The 19,843-nt window shown below is 62.6% G+C and carries 19 protein-coding genes; 8 read left to right on the forward strand and 11 right to left on the reverse strand.

Annotated elements, in window-relative coordinates:
• Positions 1-90 precede the first annotated feature (90 nt).
• From CH305_RS27120 to CH305_RS27135, 4 genes are all read left to right on the forward strand, one after another.
• Entirely contained in the window at positions 91-594 is a 504-nt protein-coding gene (locus tag CH305_RS27120) for a hypothetical protein (protein ID WP_015586098.1), read from the forward strand.
• On the forward strand, positions 591-1,220 hold the full coding sequence (locus CH305_RS27125; RefSeq protein WP_015586099.1) for an RES family NAD+ phosphorylase: 630 nt from the start codon (positions 591-593) through the stop codon (positions 1,218-1,220). The genes CH305_RS27120 and CH305_RS27125 overlap by 4 nt, the downstream gene beginning before the upstream one ends.
• A 63-nt stretch (positions 1,221-1,283) precedes the next feature.
• Positions 1,284-2,354 (forward strand): ATPase AAA, encoded by a 1,071-nt coding sequence (locus tag CH305_RS27130; protein WP_015586100.1) that lies wholly within the window; start codon positions 1,284-1,286, stop codon positions 2,352-2,354.
• Positions 2,351-3,370, forward strand: a complete 1,020-nt coding sequence (locus CH305_RS27135) for an ATP-binding protein (RefSeq protein ID WP_032364995.1) — start codon at positions 2,351-2,353, stop codon at positions 3,368-3,370. The genes CH305_RS27130 and CH305_RS27135 overlap by 4 nt, the downstream gene beginning before the upstream one ends.
• Positions 3,371-3,448: 78 nt before the next feature.
• On the opposite strand, the gene CH305_RS27140 is transcribed toward CH305_RS27135, so the two are convergent.
• Positions 3,449-3,970: a hypothetical protein gene (locus CH305_RS27140; RefSeq protein WP_015586102.1), complete on the reverse strand. Its 522-nt coding sequence runs from the start codon at positions 3,968-3,970 to the stop codon at positions 3,449-3,451.
• Between the two features lie 311 nt (positions 3,971-4,281).
• Here CH305_RS27140 and CH305_RS27145 point away from each other — a divergent pair, with 311 nt between their 5' ends.
• Positions 4,282-4,911 (forward strand): TetR/AcrR family transcriptional regulator, encoded by a 630-nt coding sequence (locus tag CH305_RS27145; protein ID WP_015586103.1) that lies wholly within the window; start codon positions 4,282-4,284, stop codon positions 4,909-4,911.
• A 351-nt stretch (positions 4,912-5,262) separates the two neighbouring features.
• Here CH305_RS27145 and CH305_RS29610 read toward each other — a convergent pair whose 3' ends face one another.
• Together CH305_RS29610 and CH305_RS29615 are read right to left on the reverse strand one after the other, a co-directional pair.
• Positions 5,263-5,628, reverse strand: a complete 366-nt coding sequence (locus CH305_RS29610; protein WP_015586104.1) for an Lsr2 family protein — start codon at positions 5,626-5,628, stop codon at positions 5,263-5,265.
• A gap of 38 nt (positions 5,629-5,666) precedes the next feature.
• Positions 5,667-6,290: a hypothetical protein gene (locus CH305_RS29615; RefSeq protein WP_230591901.1), complete on the reverse strand. Its 624-nt coding sequence runs from the start codon at positions 6,288-6,290 to the stop codon at positions 5,667-5,669.
• A 307-nt stretch (positions 6,291-6,597) separates the two neighbouring features.
• On the opposite strand from CH305_RS29615, the gene CH305_RS29225 reads away from it, so the two are divergent.
• Positions 6,598-6,762 (forward strand): hypothetical protein, encoded by a 165-nt coding sequence (locus CH305_RS29225; protein ID WP_155289035.1) that lies wholly within the window; start codon positions 6,598-6,600, stop codon positions 6,760-6,762.
• On the forward strand, positions 6,759-7,331 hold the full coding sequence (locus CH305_RS27155) for a hypothetical protein (RefSeq protein ID WP_015586108.1): 573 nt from the start codon (positions 6,759-6,761) through the stop codon (positions 7,329-7,331). The genes CH305_RS29225 and CH305_RS27155 overlap by 4 nt, the downstream gene beginning before the upstream one ends.
• 842 nt (positions 7,332-8,173) lie before the next feature.
• Here CH305_RS27155 and CH305_RS27165 read toward each other — a convergent pair.
• From CH305_RS27165 to CH305_RS27195, 7 genes are all read right to left on the reverse strand, one after another.
• A complete protein-coding gene (locus CH305_RS27165) occupies positions 8,174-9,172 on the reverse strand; it encodes an aldo/keto reductase (protein WP_015586110.1) in 999 nt (332 codons plus the stop codon).
• Positions 9,169-10,830 (reverse strand): FAD-dependent monooxygenase, encoded by a 1,662-nt coding sequence (locus CH305_RS27170; RefSeq protein ID WP_015586111.1) that lies wholly within the window; start codon positions 10,828-10,830, stop codon positions 9,169-9,171. Before CH305_RS27170 ends, CH305_RS27165 begins: the two co-directional genes overlap by 4 nt.
• Positions 10,827-12,470: an MFS transporter gene (locus CH305_RS27175; protein ID WP_015586112.1), complete on the reverse strand. Its 1,644-nt coding sequence runs from the start codon at positions 12,468-12,470 to the stop codon at positions 10,827-10,829. The genes CH305_RS27170 and CH305_RS27175 overlap by 4 nt, the downstream gene beginning before the upstream one ends.
• Entirely contained in the window at positions 12,467-13,168 is a 702-nt protein-coding gene (locus tag CH305_RS27180) for an HAD family phosphatase (protein ID WP_052047793.1), read from the reverse strand. Before CH305_RS27180 ends, CH305_RS27175 begins: the two co-directional genes overlap by 4 nt.
• A gap of 2 nt (positions 13,169-13,170) precedes the next feature.
• Positions 13,171-14,142: a ScbA/BarX family gamma-butyrolactone biosynthesis protein gene (locus CH305_RS27185; protein WP_015586114.1), complete on the reverse strand. Its 972-nt coding sequence runs from the start codon at positions 14,140-14,142 to the stop codon at positions 13,171-13,173.
• 271 nt (positions 14,143-14,413) lie between these two features.
• Positions 14,414-15,496 carry an alpha/beta hydrolase gene (locus CH305_RS27190; protein WP_015586115.1) on the reverse strand — a complete coding sequence of 361 codons (1,083 nt, stop codon included), beginning with the start codon at positions 15,494-15,496 and terminating at the stop codon, positions 14,414-14,416.
• 55 nt (positions 15,497-15,551) lie between these two features.
• Positions 15,552-17,753, reverse strand: a complete 2,202-nt coding sequence (locus CH305_RS27195) for an MMPL family transporter (protein ID WP_052069823.1) — start codon at positions 17,751-17,753, stop codon at positions 15,552-15,554.
• A gap of 98 nt (positions 17,754-17,851) precedes the next feature.
• Here CH305_RS27195 and CH305_RS27200 point away from each other — a divergent pair, with 98 nt between their 5' ends.
• Positions 17,852-18,490 carry a TetR/AcrR family transcriptional regulator gene (locus CH305_RS27200; RefSeq protein WP_015586117.1) on the forward strand — a complete coding sequence of 213 codons (639 nt, stop codon included), beginning with the start codon at positions 17,852-17,854 and terminating at the stop codon, positions 18,488-18,490.
• Positions 18,491-18,812: 322 nt separating this feature from the next.
• Here CH305_RS27200 and CH305_RS27205 read toward each other — a convergent pair whose 3' ends face one another.
• Positions 18,813-19,775 (reverse strand): LysR family transcriptional regulator ArgP, encoded by a 963-nt coding sequence (locus tag CH305_RS27205; RefSeq protein WP_015586118.1) that lies wholly within the window; start codon positions 19,773-19,775, stop codon positions 18,813-18,815.
• Positions 19,776-19,843: the final 68 nt, after the last annotated feature.

A 19,843-nucleotide genomic window follows, 5' to 3' on the forward strand; every position in this document is an offset into this window, starting at 1 on the left:
GGTACGACACTTCCCGCACGCTAACGATCACATCCCTGTATTCAGGTTGACATGGTTGACATGACGCGAACAGCCGGGGATGATCAGGGTATGTCCACTGTCGAGAAGGATTTCGAGGTCATGGCGCACCGGCTGGTCGAGGCCAGTGGCGCGCCGGACGAGCGTGATCTGGCGTATGCAATAGCGGGCCTCGGCGGCATCGTCAACGGCCTCAAGGCGCGTCGCGCGTGGAGTGAGCACGTAGGGGAAATCTTGACCCCCAGTCAGGCCCTCGACGTTGCGGGTTGGACGCGTGCTGCCTTGAGCAAGGCTGTGAAAGAGAACCGCGTTCTTCGGTTGACCGGCAGCAACGGCAAATACGGCTACGCCGCCGCAGGCTTCACCGATGCCCAACCGGCGAAGCCGATTCTCGGCATCCAAGAGGTGCTGCGTGTGTGGGCGGGGCAGGACCCGCGTGGATGGTTGGCGGTCGCGTGGCTGACTACCGAACAGCCAGAGCTCGACGGCCGTACACCTCGGCAAGCACTTCTCGACGGGGACGTTCCTACGGCTGCTCGCGCTGCCCGGGCTGCGGTCAGTCGGCTTGCGGCGTGAGCGCTGAACGCGCCGTCGTTCATCTGTTCGAGCCCAAGCCCGTCGGTGAATTGGCGGAGCGATTTCCGTCGTGCGTCTACCCGGCTGGGGCCGAGCTGTTTCGATCGCATCAGGCCAGTCTGGGACCGTGGTGGTACTCATCGAATGGCGGCGGCAGGTTCGACCTCGAAGCCCCTGATGGGACTTGCTACCTGGCCGAAGACGAAGTGGTCACTCTCCTGGAGATTTTCGGTGGCCAACAGGTCGTGCCGAGATACGAGGTCGATGCGCGTGCAGCGTCGACGATCACGTTGGATGCTGATATCAGGCTCGCTGATCTGACTGCGAACACCGGTGTCGCGCTCGGAGTCACGGCAGAAATCTTTACTACCGCCGACTATCCGCTGACGCAGCGGTGGGCGGCCGCGTTACGGGAGGCCGGGTTCGAGGGTCTGCGGTACTGGGCCCGCCACGACCTCGAACATGCCCGGCGGTGCATTGCACTGTTCGGGCAAGCGGGGGTGGCAGGCGAGGAGCATCGTCATACCGTCCAGGCCACGGTCACCCTGTCTGAGCGAGCGGACCTGCTGGAGCGGTGGCGTGAAGAAACTGGTGTCGCGATCTTGGACGTACCAGATCTGTTGTAGCGATCGTGGTCAACCGCCCGCAAGGTATTGCTAACGAAACTTACAGTAAGTACTGTAAGTCTCATGAAGATCAGCGCACGTCCTCTGCTCGACAATTCCGTCGACGCCGAACTGTTCGTCGGCCGGCGAGACGAACTCGCCGCGATATGGGACGGATTGAACGCTGAGCTCAACGTTCTGGTGACGGGGGACCGCGGCACAGGCCGAACGTCGCTGCTTAGACAGCTGCAGCTCGACAGCCGAGAGCCGTTCACCGGTGCCCGCCGCGAAGGCGACTTCCCGATGAGCTTCGTTCGGGTCGAGGGGATCTCGGACGGCCGTGACGTGCTCGCCCGCGTCGTAGAACAGGTCACCGGCGAACCGGCAGTCGACAGTGACGGGCCCGACGTCTTGCTGCGGCGATTGAGTGACTTTCGCCTGCAGTTCATCGACGCCACGCTTCGGAGGTGGGCAGCAGAAAGCGACGACGGCACTGCTCCGCTTGGGACGCGGCTGTATCCGGTGATCATCGTCGACGACGTCACCGCATCGGCCGGGCACGCACTGTTCGGGCGGTACCGCGATGAGGTGTGGGCGACGGGATACCTGTGGGCGGTGTCGGTGCGTGAAAGTGACCGTCAAGGTCTCCTGACTCCGCCTGCAGATGCATTCTTCGAGAAGATCGTCGACGTACCCCCGCTCTCGAGAACGGAAAGCATCAAGTTGATCACTCGCCGCGCGGGAATCGACATGGAACCGCAAGCCAGCACCCTCGCTGATGCGGTAGGGCGAAACCCCCGAGATCTGGTAAGTGCTCTGCGGGGATTCCTGCAGGACCCCGGGTCGTACGAGGACAACTACCTGGCCCTCGCCGATAGAGACAATGCGCTCTGGGCTTTGGGTCGCCCAGCGTCGATGCTGGCGGCCGAAATGAAGGTGCGGGGCCCGGTCAGCGCATCGGATGAAGACTTGCTGGCCGCGTTGGGGTGGACGCGTCCTCGTGCTGTACAAGTCTTCAAGCAACTTTACGAGAAGGGGCTGGTCCGGAGCAGCGAAGTCTCGTCAGGTCCCGGGCGGCCGCGGCGGGTGTACGAGTTGACTCCGCCGGCGGAATGGCTGCGGACCGAACACGCTGATCCGGAGGACCAGAAATGAGTGACGCCCTACTGCGTCAATTGCGGGACTCGAAGGCCTTCGACCCGTCGCCGGATCCGGATCGTATGTGGCAGGTCCATGTGCCGTTCGACGTCCTCACTGGCCCCGTGAGTGGTGACTACGAGCAGCGCTTCATGGACGCTGTTCGGCGGCGTGAGCGTGTGGCTCTGATCGGTGCCAGTGGCTCGGGTAAGTCCTCGATCACCGAGTACGTGATGGACGCTCTTCACTCCGAAAACGTTGCAGCACTGAGGATCAGGATGGGATTTCAGACCGACTCCCTCGTCTCCGATCCGGCTGAATTCCCGCGTCTGTTGGTCAACACCATCGCCAAACAGCTCGACGAGAACCGGGCAGTCCAGAAGATTGCTCGGGAAATGCGTGGAGGTTCCCCACATCGACCGGTCAAATTCTCGGTTGGTCTCCCATGGTTGGCCGGCAATCTCGCGATCGAGCTCGGCAGCGTGGTGAACGAACCATCGCAAGGTGAGGATGTCGTGGATCAGGCCATCAGGGTCCTGGAACTGATTTCGCGCAGTGGCTTGATTCCGACGCTCGTGCTCGATGACACGGACCAGTGGATACGTCGTCCAGGTATCGGCGTCGATCCGGAGCCGCGGATCGCAATGTTCTTCGGCTTGACTCTGAGGATGATCGCCGAGCGACTTCCGGCAGCATGTGTCGTCGCCGTCCATAACGACTACATCGACAGCCCCCACTACAAACAGGCTCGCGAATACCTGAACACGCGAATCACCCTGCCCGCCTTAGCTAATTCAGCCGCGCTGGGGTCGATCATCGGTAGGCGGGCCCGCCAGGCCGCGGGAAATCCGAATCTCGGCGCGGTCGACGTCATCGACGCTGACGCCCTCCAGCATCTCTTCGACCACTACGGGGCCGGTCGCAGTGTCCGCCGGGAGCTGGTCGTATTGCAGGATGCGTTGGTACGAGCGTGTTCTGCAGTAAGTGAGACCATCGCCGCAGCTCACGTCGTCGCTGCGATCGCTGCAGGCTAGGACACGACTACCGGCGTAGGTAGTTCGCAAAATGCATCGCCTGAACTGCAATTCGGGTTTACCAACCCCTTTGCAGCTTCAGTAGTAGGTGTGAAACTGCTTGGCCCTGTCCACCGCATCGAGGACCTCAGCGTCGAGGCCTTGAGCTTCTCGTTCGATCGCGTTTACCCGTCGCTTCATGCCTGCTCTGGCGAGCCACGGCGACCACATCAGTCGACTGAGCTGCGCTGCTGACAAGCGCACACATCGCCCCAGCGCAGTGTTGATTCCCCCGGCTTCTTCCTGACCGTCTTTCTGCTTTACGTCGTCGTCGCTCGTCAGGCGCGCCACAGTGGCCAGTTGGATGTACAAACGCAGTGGCCGTCGCGGAACCCGTGCAATGATCGCGGCCGTCTCAAGCTCGCGGACACTGTCCTTGAAGTGCTGAAACGACGGATCAGTGGACGACGACCCTGCCCATCGGGTGCGTTCGGTGCTCGCCAAGTGCCGGAGAACCTCGCTACGCAGTTGACGGCGTTGCTGACTGCCGATCAGGTACTGGCCCGCAAAGGATCCGATACCGAGAGCTCCGATAATCGAGGCCACACCACTGATATCCATTTCGTAACAGTATTCGGATCCAGAACTTGGGGTCGGTTGACGCAACGTGAGTGGTGAAAAAGGAGAGATTTTTCCGTACCTATTGCGCCTCACGCGGCAGCAGATGTTCCGACTCCCGAATATTTGCCGGTGCTCGAAGTGTCCACCTCCGCAGGCATAATCGTGGACTGTTGGAGCCGATCGACTTTGGAATGGCGAAATTCCTCGCCTAGGGACGGTAGTGCTTCGGTCGCCGACAGATGGTCGGATCCGCGCGTGCGAATCGGAGTAGAAGGCAGTCCTATGTGGCGATGGACCGGAGAGAGTGTGACATGACGGTTGCCGATCAGAAGGTTTCGGAGCGGGAGAATGCCGAGCATCGCGCGCGTCCTCCGCAGAAACGTGCGCAACGGACCCGTGACGCGTTGATTACCGGTGCGGCTCGAACCATCGCATGTGGGGGAAGCGGCGTCACGGTCAACGACCTGATACAGGCTGCAGGGGTGACCAAAGGGGGCATGTACTTCCACTTCCCATCGAAGGACGCTGTTGTTCATGCAGTGGTCGACCAGGCTGCTCGACAATGCGAGTTCCTCCGGGCGCATCGCCCGTCTACAGGAGACACTGTGGCCGATGTTCAGGACTTGCTCGGCGGCTACTTCACTCATGCGAAACGGTATTGGTCTCTGAGGGCAGCAGCGGTGTTGTGGACCGACCTCCACTACGAGGACGTCGCACGGGCCGCGACCTACCACCCTCTCAGGGCCGCGGTCCTGGCCCTTCTGACCAGCAACGGCAGGCTGCCGACGATATCGGTGGACACTGCCGATGCTGTCATGGCCATCGTGTGCGGCGTGACGACCACCGCCGGGCCGGGGGGCTTCGGTGACGGCGGCGATCTCGACACCGTCCTGCGGTTGACGGGGCCCGTGATCGCGGCTGCCGGTGCAGTGGCGGTATGAACAGCGGTGGCGGGGACTCCGGGAAGCCTTGATCTCCGCCGGTTACCCGCGGCCGGTAGTGGGCGACGAGCCGGGCCAGCTCACGTTGTCGTGGGGCACCGGTGTCGGCGTACGAGAGATGTGTGTGAGCCCTTCAGGGGTGGTCGCCCGGACACCGGACGCGGTCTTTGCCTTGGGCCTGTTACGTCAGTCGGCAGCAGACTGGGTATCGCCGCTGCACCCGCTGATCGCAGAGCCGATCGTGCGCACATCCGAATCGCCCTTTCGGGTAGTCGAGCCGGTGACCAACATCGTTCGGAGCGCGTCGGTGATCCGGCGTTCGATGACGTGCCAGGTGAGTTTCCTGGGCTGTCAGTGTGCGGCGTTGTACGCCTCTTCGATGTCGGTGGGGATGCGGCCTCGATCGCCGATCTCGTGACCGTTGTCCGCCGCCCACTGCCGAATTGCGCGAGTCTGCGCCGGGTCACGCTTGGCCGGTGTCCCGGCTGTCGAAGGCGTCGACGCGGTTGCGGGGAAGGGTTTACGTTTGCGTCCGCCAACCCGCGCGGCGTGCTTGATGTAGTAGTCGAGCTTTCTGTGAAACTCGCTGGCGTTCTTTGCTTTCAAGTCGATCACGTACTCGACGCCCTGGACCGCGAACTCGATCGTTTCACCGGAGTCGTCGATGACCGATCCGTCGATGTCGTCGACCAATTGAATCGTTTCTAGCTTGGCCACAGTGAAGAAACCCTCTCGCAAAAATGTATGGAAGACAGCTAAGTGAGCGTATAACGGGTCTGCGTGGTCGTGACAACTGTGGGTGCGGCGCGCGTGGTTCGGATGCAGGATCGAGAGAGTGCGATTATGGGCAGCGCTCCATTCGTGGTCGGCGATGAAGCCCAAGTTACTAGTCGGGCGATGACGTCGACGCCGTCGAATGTCTGGTTGTGCTGTTCTGACGACCGTTCGATCAGGGAAATGAGGCGGACCAGCCCTTCCGCGTATCGGGCCAGGGTCCGCGGCGAGAGGTCGTAAAATCGGTACACCCATATCGTCCCGGAAGTGGCCTCGTTGAGAACGCGCGCGGCCGTGCGCGGATCGATGACAACGCTGCCGCCTACATCAGAGGGGTCGTATTCGCCCGTGTCGGCGGGTCCTTCGACATTCTGCGCGTAGTAGCCCACAACGTTGGTCGCGTCTGTGTAGCGGTACCTCTTCGCTTTCAGTGCGCGGAGCAGGAAGCCCTCGTAGATGTAGTTGTCACCACGCTTGGTGGGGTAGACCGTGCCGTCGTTGTATCCCTGATACGCACTACGCTGATCATCAGCGACATCGACGCCGCCGAACCCCCTGATCAGGATTAACGGTCGGCATTTTATTTCGCCCATCTGAACCTCCACGAGTGTTCGTCGCAGCAGGCACATGCCCCCGCTGTAACTCGTCGTCCTTGACTCAAATCGACGGGTGGAGATACCTGAGGTGCAACCGCGAACCCGCTGAGCTGGTCGTTGCGGCCAGGCCGCTTCTGATGGTCCTCGTGTTGGGGGGCGATGTCACTGGTAGTTAGGGCTGACAACCGTTTGAACGGCAGACCCGTTGGCCTGCGGATGAGAATTCGAGCTGTTCGTGGTGTCCGGTCCTGACGCTAGTGTGCATCGACAGAGACAGCCAACAGGGGCCTTGGCCTATCGGTGGGGGTGAATGATCATGCGAGACAAGAGCGGTGGAGATGTGAACGTCGACGGAAGCGGGGACGCCGTAGGACACGTCGTGGACAGGTTCGCCGCGGTGATGACCGAATTCGACGTCGATACTGCCGGCGTGGGTGTGCCGTGTATCGATTCGGTGTGGCAGGGGGAGTTGCGGGGATGAGGGGCCGGCAGCTCGTCGTTGTTGACGTCCACACCACGGGGCCGTCGTTCGAGGCTCACGAGGCCTTCGAGCTCGCCGCGATCGACGGTGCATCCGGGAGGGTGTGGGATCTCGCGCTGCCTTTGACATCGGCACAGCTCGAACGGGCGGATTCAACATTCCTGCAGCTCAGCGGATACCACCGTCGACGGCTGGTGGAAAAGGCGCAGCATGACGCGTTGACCATTGGAACGGAGCTCGCGGCGCTCAGTGATGTGTTGGCTGGAAACACGCTCGGCGGCGCAGATCCGGAGATCCATGCGGCATTTTTGAGCAAGGTCTTTCACCGGCATGGTGTCCGGTCGCGTTGGCACCACCTGCCCGCAGATATCGCGGCGTTGACCGCCGGTGCCCATGGGATCCCCGCAACCAACATTCCGCGGCTGGAGGTGTGCTGCGAATTGTGGAATGTGCAGCTCGCGGAATTTCCTTCGGCGCTGGATCGGGCGCACGCTGTCGCCGATTGCTTCGCGGCGTTCGACCGCAGAAGCGGACGGGAATCGGTGTCGGCAACGCTCAGAGGCGAGTAGGTGTTGAAGCAGCCGCTTATTGCGCTGGGCCACACCTGAGCCCCGCAGTTCTGTCTCGGTAGTCACGCTATCGCAGGCGGCGAATCCAGACGAATGGTATTCTACGAGTTAATACTCGTATTTGATGGCAGCGGCCGTCACCGTTGGACGTGGGGATCTGATGGATCTGTTCATCGATGTCATAGCCTCAATCGCTTCCTGGTGTGCTCCGATGGTTCTGCTCGTGGCTGCCGCAATCCTCTTGGTGGAATCCGGCTTGCTCGTCGGGTTTCTCCTCCCGGGTACTGGCACGGTTCTGGCGGTCGGTGCTCTCGTGGGGCTGGGCGAACTTGATCCCGTCGTGACGGCGATCGTCCTGATCGCTTCGTCGACAGCAGGGGCTCAGCTGGCCTTTCGGTCCATCAGGCGTGGATCGTGTCGCGCTGATATCGCCGGCGCAGGCCGCTTTGCGCGCCTGATCAACAGGGTGCTTGCTCGGGCACGTCAGTTGTTTTCGGGGGATGCGCGCGTCGGGACAGTGACCACGCATTTCGTCGGAGGCGCGAGGACCTTGGGGCCACGTCTCGCTGCGGGTTCCTCGTTGTCGTTCTCGAGGTTCGCGGTGTTGAATATCGTCGCCGCAACCGTGTGGGTCACTCTTCTGTTGACCACGGGAAGCGTGTTGGGAGCCAACCCCGCGTGGATCCCCTGGGCCACTGGCGCTTTCGTCGTGGCCGTAGTTGGAGTCATCGCAATTCGGGCATTTCGGCGCAGTGACGCTCCGGTTCCCGGCGGCACAATTCCCGCCCGTCGATCTGATCGACGGGGCGGGAATGCGGCTGTGCCGTGCAGTTGTGCCCGTGTCATTCGCGGCCGGCTGATACCCAACTCATGTCGGGTGCTCGGGTTCCGGTGACGGCGTCGGCGAGGGTGTCGAGGACGGCGAGCTGGTCCGCGGTGAGTTCGATGTGCACCGAGCCCGCGTTTTCGGTGACCCGATCCGCATTCCGAGTGCCGGGTATCGGAACGACGGGCAGCGCGAACTGTGTACCTTTCACCCGTAGCCACGCCAATGCGATCTGGGCGGGCGTGGATCCGTGCTGTGACGCGATGTCTGTCAATGGGGCGAGGGCGTCGGTGTTCGTTTCGAATGCGTCGAGTTGAAAGCGGGGTAGATACCGCCGAAAGTCGTTGTCGCCGAGCTGTTCCTGTTTCACTTTTCCGGTGAGCATTCCGCGTCCCAGTGGGGAGTAGGGAACGAATCCGATGCCGAGTCGAGCTGCGGTCGGGACGATGGCGTTCTCGACGTCGCGGCTGAACAAGCTCCATTCGGACTGGACCGCGGCGAGCGGATGGGTCCGGTGCGCTCGTTCTAGTTCGGGGGCGGTTACTTCCGATACTCCGATGTGCCGGACTTTTCCGTCGGCGATGAGCTCGGCCATCGCTCCGATGGTGTCGTCGATCGGGATGTGTGGGTCGACCCGGTGAAGGTAGTAGAGGTCGACGACGTCCACGTCGAGGCGACGCAGGCTGTTGTCGATGCACTGGCGGACGTAAGCCCTGTCTCCGCGGCTTCTGCGGCCGGGTTCGGTTACGGAGGTATCGATACCGAATTTGGTGGCGACGGTGACCTCGTCGCGACGGTCGGCGAGGAGTCTGCCGATCAGTTCCTCGTTGGTCCCGAGGCCGTACACATCTGCGGTGTCGATGAAGTCGATGCCGAGGTTGACGGCGTGATGCAGGGTCTTCAGTGCTTGGTCGGGGTCGGATTCGCCGTACATCGAGGTCAATGCCATGCCGCCGAATCCGAGTGCGGATACTTCGAGGCCTGTTCCGAGGTTCACGTGTGGGAAGTCGGTCATGATGCTGTCTCCTTGGAGGCGCTCGTTTCGGGTCGACCGCGTTCGACTGCCTGTGTGTCCGCGGGTCCGGCCACTGCGGTGAGGTAGGTCCGTATGGCTGCAGGGTTCTGCAGCGAGCCGGTCATGCCCACTATGCGGTCGGGACGCACGACAGCGACACCGCCCTGTCCGAGCTCGCTCGAAACGATCTCGTGGGTGTCGATCACGGTGGGAGTTGCGCTCAGAAGTGTGGTGGGGGAGTGGACCACGACCACGACGTGCAGCCGCGACCCCCACGAGTCGAGGATGGCATGTAAGGCCCGGAGTTCGTCGATACTGGTGATGGTGGCCAGCGCCAGGACTCGTCGGTCATCGAGGAGGTCGGGCAGCAACTTGTCGACCTCTCCGTCGAACTGGACGGGATGCGGGGGCAGGAACTTGCCCGGCGAGATGGTTCGACCGCGCCCGCCCCCGCGGGCCACTGACGGGCCGTAGGCCGTATCGATCTGCGCCAGTTGAGGAACGACACGCCGGGTGAGGAGCCCTGTCGCCGAGAGGATTCCGAGGATTCGGTCGCGGATCCACCGCGAAACGGCAGCACGAGTTGTCCACAGTTTCGTCTGAAGATCGGTCATCGCGGCGACCGATTCTGCGACGGGTCGTCGTTCGAGTTCATATGTTTCGAGTAGTGCTGCATCGGCTCCGTCGACCGCTACTGCTGCAAGTTTCCACGCGAGATTCGCCGCGTCCTGTATTCCGGTGTTCATACCTTGACCTCCCGCAGGACTGTGAATATGTGCAGCGTCGCCGGCAAGGATGAATCGGCCCGACACGTAGCGCGAGGACAGTCTCCGGTGTACTCGAAAGTCGCTCTGCCAAAGCACATTACTGACCCGGAAGCGGCCGAGGCCGCGTTGGCCGAGCATGATGTTGGCGCGATCGGTGATCTGAGTCGGCGGTATGAGCGCAGGGGAAGCGGACTGACGGTGTCCGAGAAATACCCGGTGTCCACCACCTGGGAGCGGGACGACGACCGTCACCCCGTCCGGGTGGAGATGGTACTGAGCCTCCCCGACCGACCCATCGGTTTCTAGGGTGCCGTCCACCAGCAGAAAAGCGTCGTCGTAGCTGTCGCCGTCGAAGTCGATGGCCGCTGTTTTCCGCACGGTGCTGTGTGCACCGTCGGTGCCCACGATCCACTCTGCTGTTGTGGTGAAGCGGATTCCGCTCGGACCGACCAATGACGCCCTCGCCCCGTCGCTGGGCCCGGCAGGGTCCGGATCGAGGGCACCGAGGAACTTGTGCCGCCAGCGGACCGTACCTCCCAGCGCCTGGTAGAGCTCGAGGAGAGCTGCCTCGACGAGGGGCTGCGGAAGGGACAGTGGTTTGTGCAGGCCGGGCTGGTCGAGGCCGGTGAAGTCGACGTGGCCGATCTGTGACCCTTTCGACCAGTACGACGCTCGGTCGAGAGTGACGCCGGCATCGAATACCGCGGGATCGACACCGAGGATGCGCAGGCTCTCCTGGGCGGCACTCCAGAGTACGAGGGCTTTCGGTTCGGTCGAGGGCCCCGACTTGCCGTCGATAATCATGTGGTCGACGTTCCTGCGGGCGAGCTCGCAAGCAAGCGTCAGACCTGTGGGGCCCGCGCCGACGATGAGGACGGTGTGCTCGGTCATGTCCGGACTCCTGACGGGCGAGGCGGGGCGAGGCTGGATTGTTCGGCCGAGATCACGTCCTCGTATCCGGTGGACGGCGCGTCGCGGGGTAGGGGAGAGGCCGCTGCGTGCGGGTCTGCTGCCGCGGGGTCGACGAGGAAGTCCTTGCGTCTGATGAGGGTGAATGCCGCGATCGCACCGATGAGGGTGACGATTCCCGCGATCGTCGTGACCTGATGCAGCGCCGAGATGAACGCGATTTCTGCTGCCACCCCAACGTCCTGCCCGGTCTCTTGCAGCGCCGCGACGGCCCCGGAGGCCACGGCGTCGACGGTGGCGTCGAGCTGGGCCGGAGTCAGGGCGGATCCGTACGCGGTGTCGAGTTCGGATTCGATGGTGCGATGAGCCAAAGCTCCGAGTACCGCCACGCCCAATGCCGCACCGACCTGCTGGAATGTCTCGTTGATCCCAGCTCCCATCCCTGAGTCTTCGGCCCGAACGAGAGCCACTGCCGCGCTCGCACGGGGTGGATTGTGTAGTCCCATACCGAGTCCCGCGATCACAAACCCCGGTAACAACGCCGTCCAGCTGTCACCGACGTCCGCGAATCGAAACAACAGAAACCCGATTCCTGTGCACAACAGCGAGATTCCGATCAGAATCGATGTCGAGATCCGGGCGCTCAGTATTCCGCCCACGGCACCGGATATCAGCAGGACGCCGGTAAGCGGCAGGAACCTCAATCCGGTCTCGATAGCCGAGTAGCCCAGCACGCCTTGCATCCACAGCACCGAGAACAAGATGGTGGCCGTGACGGCGAAGTTGATCGCAAACGTTGCCGCGGACAGGCCGTTGAAGGAACGGTTTCCGAACAGGACCATGTCGAGCATGGGATTGCGGACGCGGCGCTCGACCACAGCGAAGCCGAGGAGGGCGAGCACACCGACCGCCAACGCTACCGCGGTACGTGGGTCGGTCCATCCCACGACGGGTGCCCGGATGATTGCAAAGATCAACGCGAACAGACCTGCGGAGAACAGTGCCAGACCGAGGGGGTCGAGACCGCGGCGCGCGGTCGATGTCTGGTGGTCCCGGACTTTCAGAGCGACGACGGCCAGAATGATCAGTCCCACAGGGATATTGAGGTAGAACACCCATCGCCAGTCCACTTCGGTGAGGATGCCTCCGATCAACGGTCCCGCAGCGATGGCGATGCCCGAGGTGGCCCCGAAGATGCCGAAGGCGGTTCCTCGTTGGCGGCCGTGGAACGTCGCTGCGATCATCGCTGGGCCGACGGCGTACATGATGGCCGCGCCGAGGCCTTGAACTCCACGTGCTGCGTTGAGCAGAGTTGCTGACCCAGCGAGACCGCAAGCCACGGACGCGAGGGTGAAGGCCAGCGCGCCGACGGCGAAGATCCGGGTGCGGCCCAGTCTGTCCGCGATCGAGCCGGCGGTGAGCAGAAACGCGGCCAGTGCCAGGGCGTAGGCGTCGATCACCCATTGCAACTGCTCGAAGCTGGCCGAGAGGTCTCGTTGTATCGCGGGCAGTGCGACGTTGACGACGGTGAGGTCCAAGAACAGCATGAATGTTCCGAGGCAGACCGCTGTCAGCGTCCACCAGCGTTCGGGGGCCGACTGCAGCGGTTCGGGGGTGCTCATGCGGACTCCTCGAGGAGCGCGTCCGCGGTGGGTTGCGCGGCCGGCTGCTGGCGTCCGAACCAGGCGTCGATTGCCTCGATGGCTCCCGCGGTGTCGGTGAAGTGATGTATCTGCATTCCGTGCGCTCGGGCGGCTTGGCAATTGCGTAGGTCGTCGTCGACGAACAGGCATCGAGCGGCAGGGACGCCGAGTCGTTCGGTCGTCCGGCGGTAGATTTCGGGTTCGGGTTTGCGGACACCTTCGTTCGCGGAGACGACCTCGACGCTGAACAGGCCTGTGGGGACGATTCCTCGCCACTCGGGTTCCCATTCTCGGACGTTGTTGGTCAACAGTCCCAGAGTTCGTCCTTCGGATTTCAGCGTGTGCAAGTAGTCGAGAAGTTCCGAGTTGGGGACCCGGCCGGAGAACCATGCCGGCCGGAACTGTGACAGGTCGATAGCGCGTCCGGTCATGGTTTCCAGTGCCGATCCGACTCGGTCGAGGAAGGCCGCTTCGGTGATTTCGCCGCGTTCGAGCGGGGCCATGATCGTTTCGTCCGGGTCATCGTGCGCGGTGAACAGGGCACCCATCAGGTCCTCCGGTTGCACGGACATGTACTCGGTGAACGCCGCGATGGTGTCGGCGATGGGGTTGGTCAGGACGCCGCCGTAGTCGACGACGAGAACGAGGGGACCGGTGTCGATACTGTTGTCGGACATCGTCATCCCACCTCGACCTGCGAGCGGACGATGACGACGTCACCCTGGACGAGTTCGAAAGATGCGACGATCCCAGTCCCGGACTCGGTGGGTGCGGTGTCGATCAAGCGGCAGTAGACAGGAAGCTCGTGTTCGGCGAAGTCGAGGAACTGGATGTCGTAGCGCACCGGGGAACCGACCGACGATTCCGGCAGTGAGTGGGTGTCGAGGACGGCGCACACCGATGCCTGCCTGCACGCTTCGGTCAAGAGCATCCCCGAGACGTGGTCGACCTTGTGATCGGAGAGCGACGGGTGGTTGTTGTCGACGACGACCTCGTACGTCGTGTCGGGGTGTTCGGTGCCGGTGGAGGCGATGACGACGTTCTTCGAGTCCCGCCGGGCAACGCGTGCAGGCGGAAGCGGAACGGCGGCAGAGGTATACGGCTGATCGGGGGTGTTCTTCGCTGCCCGCCCGGCCGCGCGCATCTCGGCGAACATCTGCTTGGGCATGAAGCTCAGGGATCCGACGAATTCGCCGACAGGCACGCCGTCGAGAACGGTCTGGTACCTACCGACTGCCCCGGTCAGGTACCCCTCGACGTGGAACCGCTTCTCGAATTCGACTCGGATGACCAACCGGCCCGGTGTTTCCCCGACCTGGAGGGCAGCGAGGTCGGTCACCGACACCGAGGCCTTGCGGAAGACGAACGCCCAGTCCTTGGGTACTCCGTAGAACTGGTGACTGATCAGGATCGAGGCCTGCCTGCATGCCTCCACGAGGATCATGGGGTCGTACCGGTCGTCGAGTCGGTCGCTGTAGAGGGCATGCCCTCGCGGTAGCTGCGCGGCGACGACGAATCGGTTCTCGCCCGTCGCAGCAGCGTCGGTGAGGAAGACCTCGCTGACAGCTGCGCGGTGGACGAGGCTTCGCGGCACAGTGCGATCGAATGTCAGTTCACTGGCGATATCGAACGGTGGTGTGGTGACAGTCATTTCTTCCCCCAGGAAGGTGGTCGCAGATTTTCTGCTTTGTGCGAAACGCACCGATCGGTACGTGGTTTCAAGTACAGCGCCACGTTTTCGATAAGTCAATTCTTTTCACGTTAATTCCAAATGTTCGGAAAGTGATTCCCGTAACAATATAATTTCAGTTCGAGCGCAGATATACCGCCAGTAATTCGAGCACTATTGTGAGCCTGTGCACACGGTTAAGTGCACAGGCTCGCAATAGTGCGTTCAGCTATTTGATGCCGATCTGATGCGGTCAGTGGGGTTGTCGGGCGTCGAGCCACTGGTCGAGCGAGTCGAAGACGATGGCGGCGTTCCGTGCGTGGCCCATGTAATGGCCTGCGTGAGGAATCGTGATCGCCTTTCTGTCCGATGTTCCGGTGAACGATGCAATATGTTCGTCACCGAATTGCACGCGTGCGTCGTCCTGTCCGTAGAGGCCGAGAACTGGAATGTCTATGCTCGACATTTTGGCCAGGTCGAGAAGAATTCCGGGGCCTTGTGAAAGCATGTCGCCGCACGGGTGTTGGTTCTGATAGGGCGCTGCTGTATCGATTACTTGTTGTTCGGTATCGGCATAGTTTCCTGTCACGAATTCAGTGGTTCCTTGGTCGTAAAAGGTGTAGCCCTTGGCGGCGGGATTGTTTTCCGATGCCGAGCCTCCGGTGAGGCAGCGTGGTGTGGCGGCGAAGAATCTGACGTAGGCCTCGGGTGTCAGTCCGCGATCGGCCCAGTCCATGACGACGAGAGCGTCGACGTCGTCGAAGGTGTAGGCCTCGATCTGGACGATCTGCCCGCCGTTCGACTGGCCGGCGAGGGTGATGTGCCCGAAGGTGGGGGCCGTTCCGGATGCATCCCATTGATAGGTGCCGGTACGCAGCGCTTGGACGATCTGATGGGCCATCGTTGCTTGGGACCCCACGCACATGGCCCCGCCTGCCGGAGCGTCGCTCGTGTCGTATCCGAGTCTGTCGATCGTCAGTGAGGTCTGTCCGCGAGCGGCCATTTCGTAGGTGTGGTGGTATCCCTCGACTGGAAGACGCCAGTACCATTCGCCGGCTGCGATGCCGTGTTCGTAGAGGGTGATGGCGTTGCCGAAACCCTCTGCGGGAGCGGTGAGATGGCCACGGATGGTGTAGGTTCCGCCGTCGGCGGTGCACGGGACGGCTGTGTCGTTGGTGTTGCGGACTGTGAAGGACACCGGTACGTCGATCACGTCCGATCGGGTCGGCTGCGCGGAGGCGATGGCCGTTCCACCGAGAAAGATGGCGGTCGACGCGACGGTTATCGCAATCGCGGCGAGGAGCCGTGAGAGGGGGTGATGGCGGCTGTCGAGCATGGGGTACTCCGATCGGGGCGGGGATGTGGTGGCTGGGAGCGTGCGAGTGCAGTGCTCATACAGGGGTTTTGGGTCTTCCAGGGTCGACTTCGGTACCAGGTGTATCGACGCGTGGAGCATCGGTGATGCCGATGAGCTGGTGCAGGCGTGCCAGTGGGCGCGGTGCCCACCAGTTCCAGCGGCCGGTCAGGGCCATGATGGAGGGGACGAGGATCGCTCGGATGACGGTGGCGTCGATCAGGACCGCCAGTGCCATGCCGATTCCGAGTTGCTGAAGGAAGGTCACCCCGGAAGTGGCGTAGGTGGCGAAGGATGCGGCCAGGATGAGAGCTGCTGCGGTGACGACGGGTGCGGAGCGTGAGATGCCATCGATGATGGATTGGCGATTGTCTCCGGTACGGTCGAATTCTTCTTTGATGCGCGAGAGCAGGAAGACTTCGTAGTCCATCGACAGGCCGTAGGCGATGCAGAACATCAGGATGGGGATGCTCGGCTCGATGGCACCGGTAGGGGTGAAACCCAGCAGCCCAGCAAGATTGCCGTTCTGAAAACCCCACACCAGGACACCGAACATGACCGTCAGTGACAGCAGATTCAGAATGGTGGCTTTGATGGGGGCGATGATCGATCCGGTCATCACGAACAGAATGGCGAAGGTGATCAGTGCAATGAGCACGGCCACGAGCGGGAGCCGGGCGGTGACGCCGTCGGTGTAGTCGTCGAGCATCGCGGGTGAGCCGCCGACGAGTACCTGGCCGGGAGGCTCCACCGACCGTACCGCGGAGACGAATCCGGCTCTGTCGTCCAGTGATTCGCGAGTCGGTACCACCGAGAGGTAGCTGCCTGCGGTGTCGGGAGTGAAACGGACGGCGCCGTTCGGTGGAGCAGTGAGCGCCCTGTCGGGTTCGACGGTGCCCAGTGCGCTGTCCACTCGTAGCACCTGGGGCAGTGCTGCGAGATCGGAGGCGTACCGAGCGAGGCCGTCCGGTGCGATGGTCGGTGCGACGAGCAGAATTGCGTCTGCATCCTCGCTGGCGTAGTCGTCGCGGATGGTGTCGTACAGGGCGCGGACCGGAACCGACTGCGGCAGGATGCGATCGTCCGGTGCGCCGAACCGAACGCCTAGTACCGGCGCTCCGAGCAGTATCAAGATCACCACACCGGCGATCGCGAACACTGCAGGTCGGCCGGTCGTGGCCACGGTGATCCGCCGCCACACGGTACTTCCGTCGGTGTCCGGTTCCTTGCGCCGTAAGGCGCGGTGCCCGAGCAGCACCAATGCGGCCGGGAGTACGACCGTAGCGGCGAGCACGGCGGTGGCGACGACGGCTATCCCGGCGTAGGCGAACGAGGCCAGGAACGGGAACGGGAAGACCAGCAGAACGGCCAGTGACGCGGCGACGGTGGCGCCGGAGAACATGATGGTGCGTCCGGCTGCCTGCGCTGCTCGCTGCACGGCCAACGTCAGGTCAGCGGTGCGGCGGGCTTCCTCTCGGAAGCGGTAGATCAGGAACAGTCCGTAATCGACGCCGAGTGCAATGCCCATCACCAGCGCGATGTTCGCCGCGAAGGTCGATACTTCGGTGAAGGCTGCCACCACGCGCATGATGGCCAGGGTGCCGACGACGGAGAACAGTCCGGTTGCGAAGACCACTGCGGCGAGACGGAGCCGCCGTAGGACGGCCCACAACAGTGCGATCACCAGCGGGGCGATGATCAGCTCTGCTCGGAGAAAGTCGGTCCTGGATTGTTCTGCGACGGAGCGGAACACCTCGTCGCTGCCGCCGAGAGCGATGTCGATGTTCGAGGTAGCCGACCGGCTGAGTGCCTCGTCGAGAGCGGGAAGGACCTGTTGCCGGATTTCGGTGGCGTCGCCCGGTGCCCACGCCTGGATCAGCGCCGAGCTGCCGTCCCCGGCGGCGAGGGTCGGAACCTCTTCGGTCCAGTAGGACCATGTGTCGTCGATGCCGGGGAAGGTGTCGACGAACTCGGTCAGACGTAACCCGTCCGCGGCGACGGCCGAGCTGTCGACGTCGCCGGTCTTCGCGGTGACGAGGATGGTGATGTTGGGTGTGCCGGTCTGAAAGGTGTCGTTGAGCAGCGCCTCGGCTGCCGCAGACGGGGCGTTGGTCGCCTCGAACCTGTTCAGGGACAGTGCATTCATCGCACCGGCAGCGACTGCTGCGAGCACGAGGAAGAGGACGCCGGCCACTACGAGGGTGAGGCCGGGTCGAGTTGTGGCGAATCGGGTGGGCATCGCGGGTCCCCCTGCTACCGTGGATACGAGCGATTGCTCGTGATTTGCGAGAATACGAGCGAAAGCTCGTCTTGTCTACCGGAAAGCCTGGAGTTCACATGCCGAATACCTCGACGCCAACTACCTCTCCTGCACCCAAGCGTCAGGATCGCGGACTCAAGCGCATCGCTGCGATCCTCGACGGTGCGGAGGAGTTGTTCGGAGAAGTCGGGTTCGACGCAGCGACCACGAACGCTATCGCCAGCAAATCGGGCATGTCACCGGGTTCGCTGTACCAGTTCTTCAGAAACAAGGAAGACATCGCCGCAGCATTGGCGGAACGCTACGTCGTGGAGTTGACCGACGCCCAATCGGCCGCGGTCGATCCGCGACCGGACGGCTTCGTGGAATCTCTACCGCAGTTCATCGACCGGGCCGTCGACAATATGGTCGCCTTCAATGCGGCCAATCCGGCTTTCCTGCAACTGTTCTCGCGAGCAGATACCCAGCCTGCCCTGTATACCGCAGTCGTACCATTGCAGAGCGAACTCTCCCAGAGGGTCGCCCAGACCTTGGCCGCACTCGCACCGACCCTGTCCAGCGAACGCATCGACCTCCACGCGCTGGTGGCCTTGCAGATCACCCGCGGAATGATGCCCGTCATCGCCGCAGAAAAAACTAACAAGAAGGACCAGCTCGTGACCGAGCTCAAGGCGGCACTGATTCGTTACCTGTCCGAGGCACTCGCCTCACCCTGACGGAACAGAGACCCGCGCCGCCGCAGGCCGTGCGTACTCCCAGTCTGAAAAAAGCTGCAGCAGTAGCTGTTTTGACGTTTTTCAGTTGTGCTGCCAGCAATCACTGCTTTTCGTACACTATGGGATCCGCGCCGATCGATACTTCGATGCGTGGTGGAGCATTCGGTCGAGGCTCAACGCCCCGCGTCGTATGCTCGGTCAGCGATCGGCGACCTTAGGCGCGCACCCGGCGGCGGACCATGCGACCGGCGTGCATCGCCGCAACTTTGGTCCAATCAGGGTGTGCAATTAGCCGTCACAGCTGGACCGATGACCGCCGGACTCACGCAGGTTCCGGTGTTGCCGCGCCGGTCACCGCATGACCTGGGGGACGGTTCGCTGTTTTTCGTTCTTTGGGTGTGTCGATCAATGCGTTATGTGCAGCATCGCGTACCCAGCCTGTGATTCTGTCGAGGGTTTCGGATGGCAGGTGCCATCGTTGCCAATACAGGGGAATGGTGACGTTGTGGTCGGGGTCGAGGTGAACGAGTGTCCCGTCGGCGAGGTCGCGTGCGATTTGTCCTTCCGGTAGCACGCCCCACCCGAGTCCGAGTCGAGCTGCAGTCAGGAATTCGCGGTTCGATGGGAGGTAGTGGATCGGGGGCTCACGGTGCGCCTTGATCTTGCGTAGATAGGCGTGTTGCAGGTCGTCCTTTTTGTCGAATCGCAGCATCGGGAGGCGGCTGGGATCGCAACCGTCGGAGTCGGCGTCGCGAATGAGTGAGGGTGCGCACGCGGGCCAATAGACCATGGCTCCGAGCGGTTCGACCGTACAGCCAGGTGCTGCGGTGCGTGAGGTCGTCACGGCGGCCATGACCGCGCCTTGACGCAGTAGAGCGTCTGTATGGTCCTGATCTTCGATGTGGAGGTCCAGTAGTATCCGTCGGTCGACGGCTATCGCTTTCATCACCGGTTGGAACCACGTCGAGACCGAATCGGCATTGATAGCAAGTGAAAAGCGCAGCGGTGCAGCAGTATTCGTTGTCGTTGAGCCGCCGCGTAGCTCAGCGTCGGCGTCGACGGTGAGGACTTCGATCTGCCGCGCGAGTCGGAGCAGGGCTTGCCCGTTTCTGGTGGGTAGTACCGGCCTGGTTCGCTGTAGCAGCGCGGCCCCCGACGCTCGTTCGAGCGCGGTAATGCGTTGGCTGACTGCAGAAGACGAGATGTGCAACGCCGTTGCAGCTCCCTCGAACGACCCTGAATCGCAGATCGCGGCAAGTGTGGCGAGCTGATCGTGGTTGTACATCCACAAATACTAAACCTAGATCAGCGATACTTAGGAAACGTGCATCGATGCTGGAGCGGTCGTACCGT

The sequence above is a fragment of the Rhodococcus sp. 15-649-2-2 genome, from assembly GCF_002258645.1.
Taxonomy (GTDB): Bacteria; Actinomycetota; Actinomycetes; order Mycobacteriales; family Mycobacteriaceae; genus Rhodococcoides.

What these genes read in the sequence shown, in the direction of transcription:
- CH305_RS27120 (WP_015586098.1), top strand. Translation starts at nt 91, where the DNA reads ATGTCCACTGTCGAGAAGGATTTCGAGGTCATGGCGCACCGGCTGGTC.
- CH305_RS27130 (WP_015586100.1), top strand. Translation starts at nt 1,284, where the DNA reads ATGAAGATCAGCGCACGTCCTCTGCTCGACAATTCCGTCGACGCCGAA.
- CH305_RS27135 (WP_032364995.1), top strand. Translation starts at nt 2,351, where the DNA reads ATGAGTGACGCCCTACTGCGTCAATTGCGGGACTCGAAGGCCTTCGAC.
- CH305_RS27140 (WP_015586102.1), bottom strand. Translation starts at nt 3,970, where the DNA reads ATGGATATCAGTGGTGTGGCCTCGATTATCGGAGCTCTCGGTATCGGA.
- CH305_RS27145 (WP_015586103.1), top strand. Translation starts at nt 4,282, where the DNA reads ATGACGGTTGCCGATCAGAAGGTTTCGGAGCGGGAGAATGCCGAGCAT.
- CH305_RS29225 (WP_155289035.1), top strand. Translation starts at nt 6,598, where the DNA reads ATGCGAGACAAGAGCGGTGGAGATGTGAACGTCGACGGAAGCGGGGAC.
- CH305_RS27155 (WP_015586108.1), top strand. Translation starts at nt 6,759, where the DNA reads ATGAGGGGCCGGCAGCTCGTCGTTGTTGACGTCCACACCACGGGGCCG.
- CH305_RS27165 (WP_015586110.1), bottom strand. Translation starts at nt 9,172, where the DNA reads ATGACCGACTTCCCACACGTGAACCTCGGAACAGGCCTCGAAGTATCC.
- CH305_RS27170 (WP_015586111.1), bottom strand. Translation starts at nt 10,830, where the DNA reads ATGACCGAGCACACCGTCCTCATCGTCGGCGCGGGCCCCACAGGTCTG.
- CH305_RS27175 (WP_015586112.1), bottom strand. Translation starts at nt 12,470, where the DNA reads ATGAGCACCCCCGAACCGCTGCAGTCGGCCCCCGAACGCTGGTGGACG.
- CH305_RS27180 (WP_052047793.1), bottom strand. Translation starts at nt 13,168, where the DNA reads ATGTCCGACAACAGTATCGACACCGGTCCCCTCGTTCTCGTCGTCGAC.
- CH305_RS27185 (WP_015586114.1), bottom strand. Translation starts at nt 14,142, where the DNA reads ATGACTGTCACCACACCACCGTTCGATATCGCCAGTGAACTGACATTC.
- CH305_RS27190 (WP_015586115.1), bottom strand. Translation starts at nt 15,496, where the DNA reads ATGCTCGACAGCCGCCATCACCCCCTCTCACGGCTCCTCGCCGCGATT.
- CH305_RS27195 (WP_052069823.1), bottom strand. Translation starts at nt 17,753, where the DNA reads ATGCCCACCCGATTCGCCACAACTCGACCCGGCCTCACCCTCGTAGTG.
- CH305_RS27200 (WP_015586117.1), top strand. Translation starts at nt 17,852, where the DNA reads ATGCCGAATACCTCGACGCCAACTACCTCTCCTGCACCCAAGCGTCAG.
- CH305_RS27205 (WP_015586118.1), bottom strand. Translation starts at nt 19,775, where the DNA reads ATGTACAACCACGATCAGCTCGCCACACTTGCCGCGATCTGCGATTCA.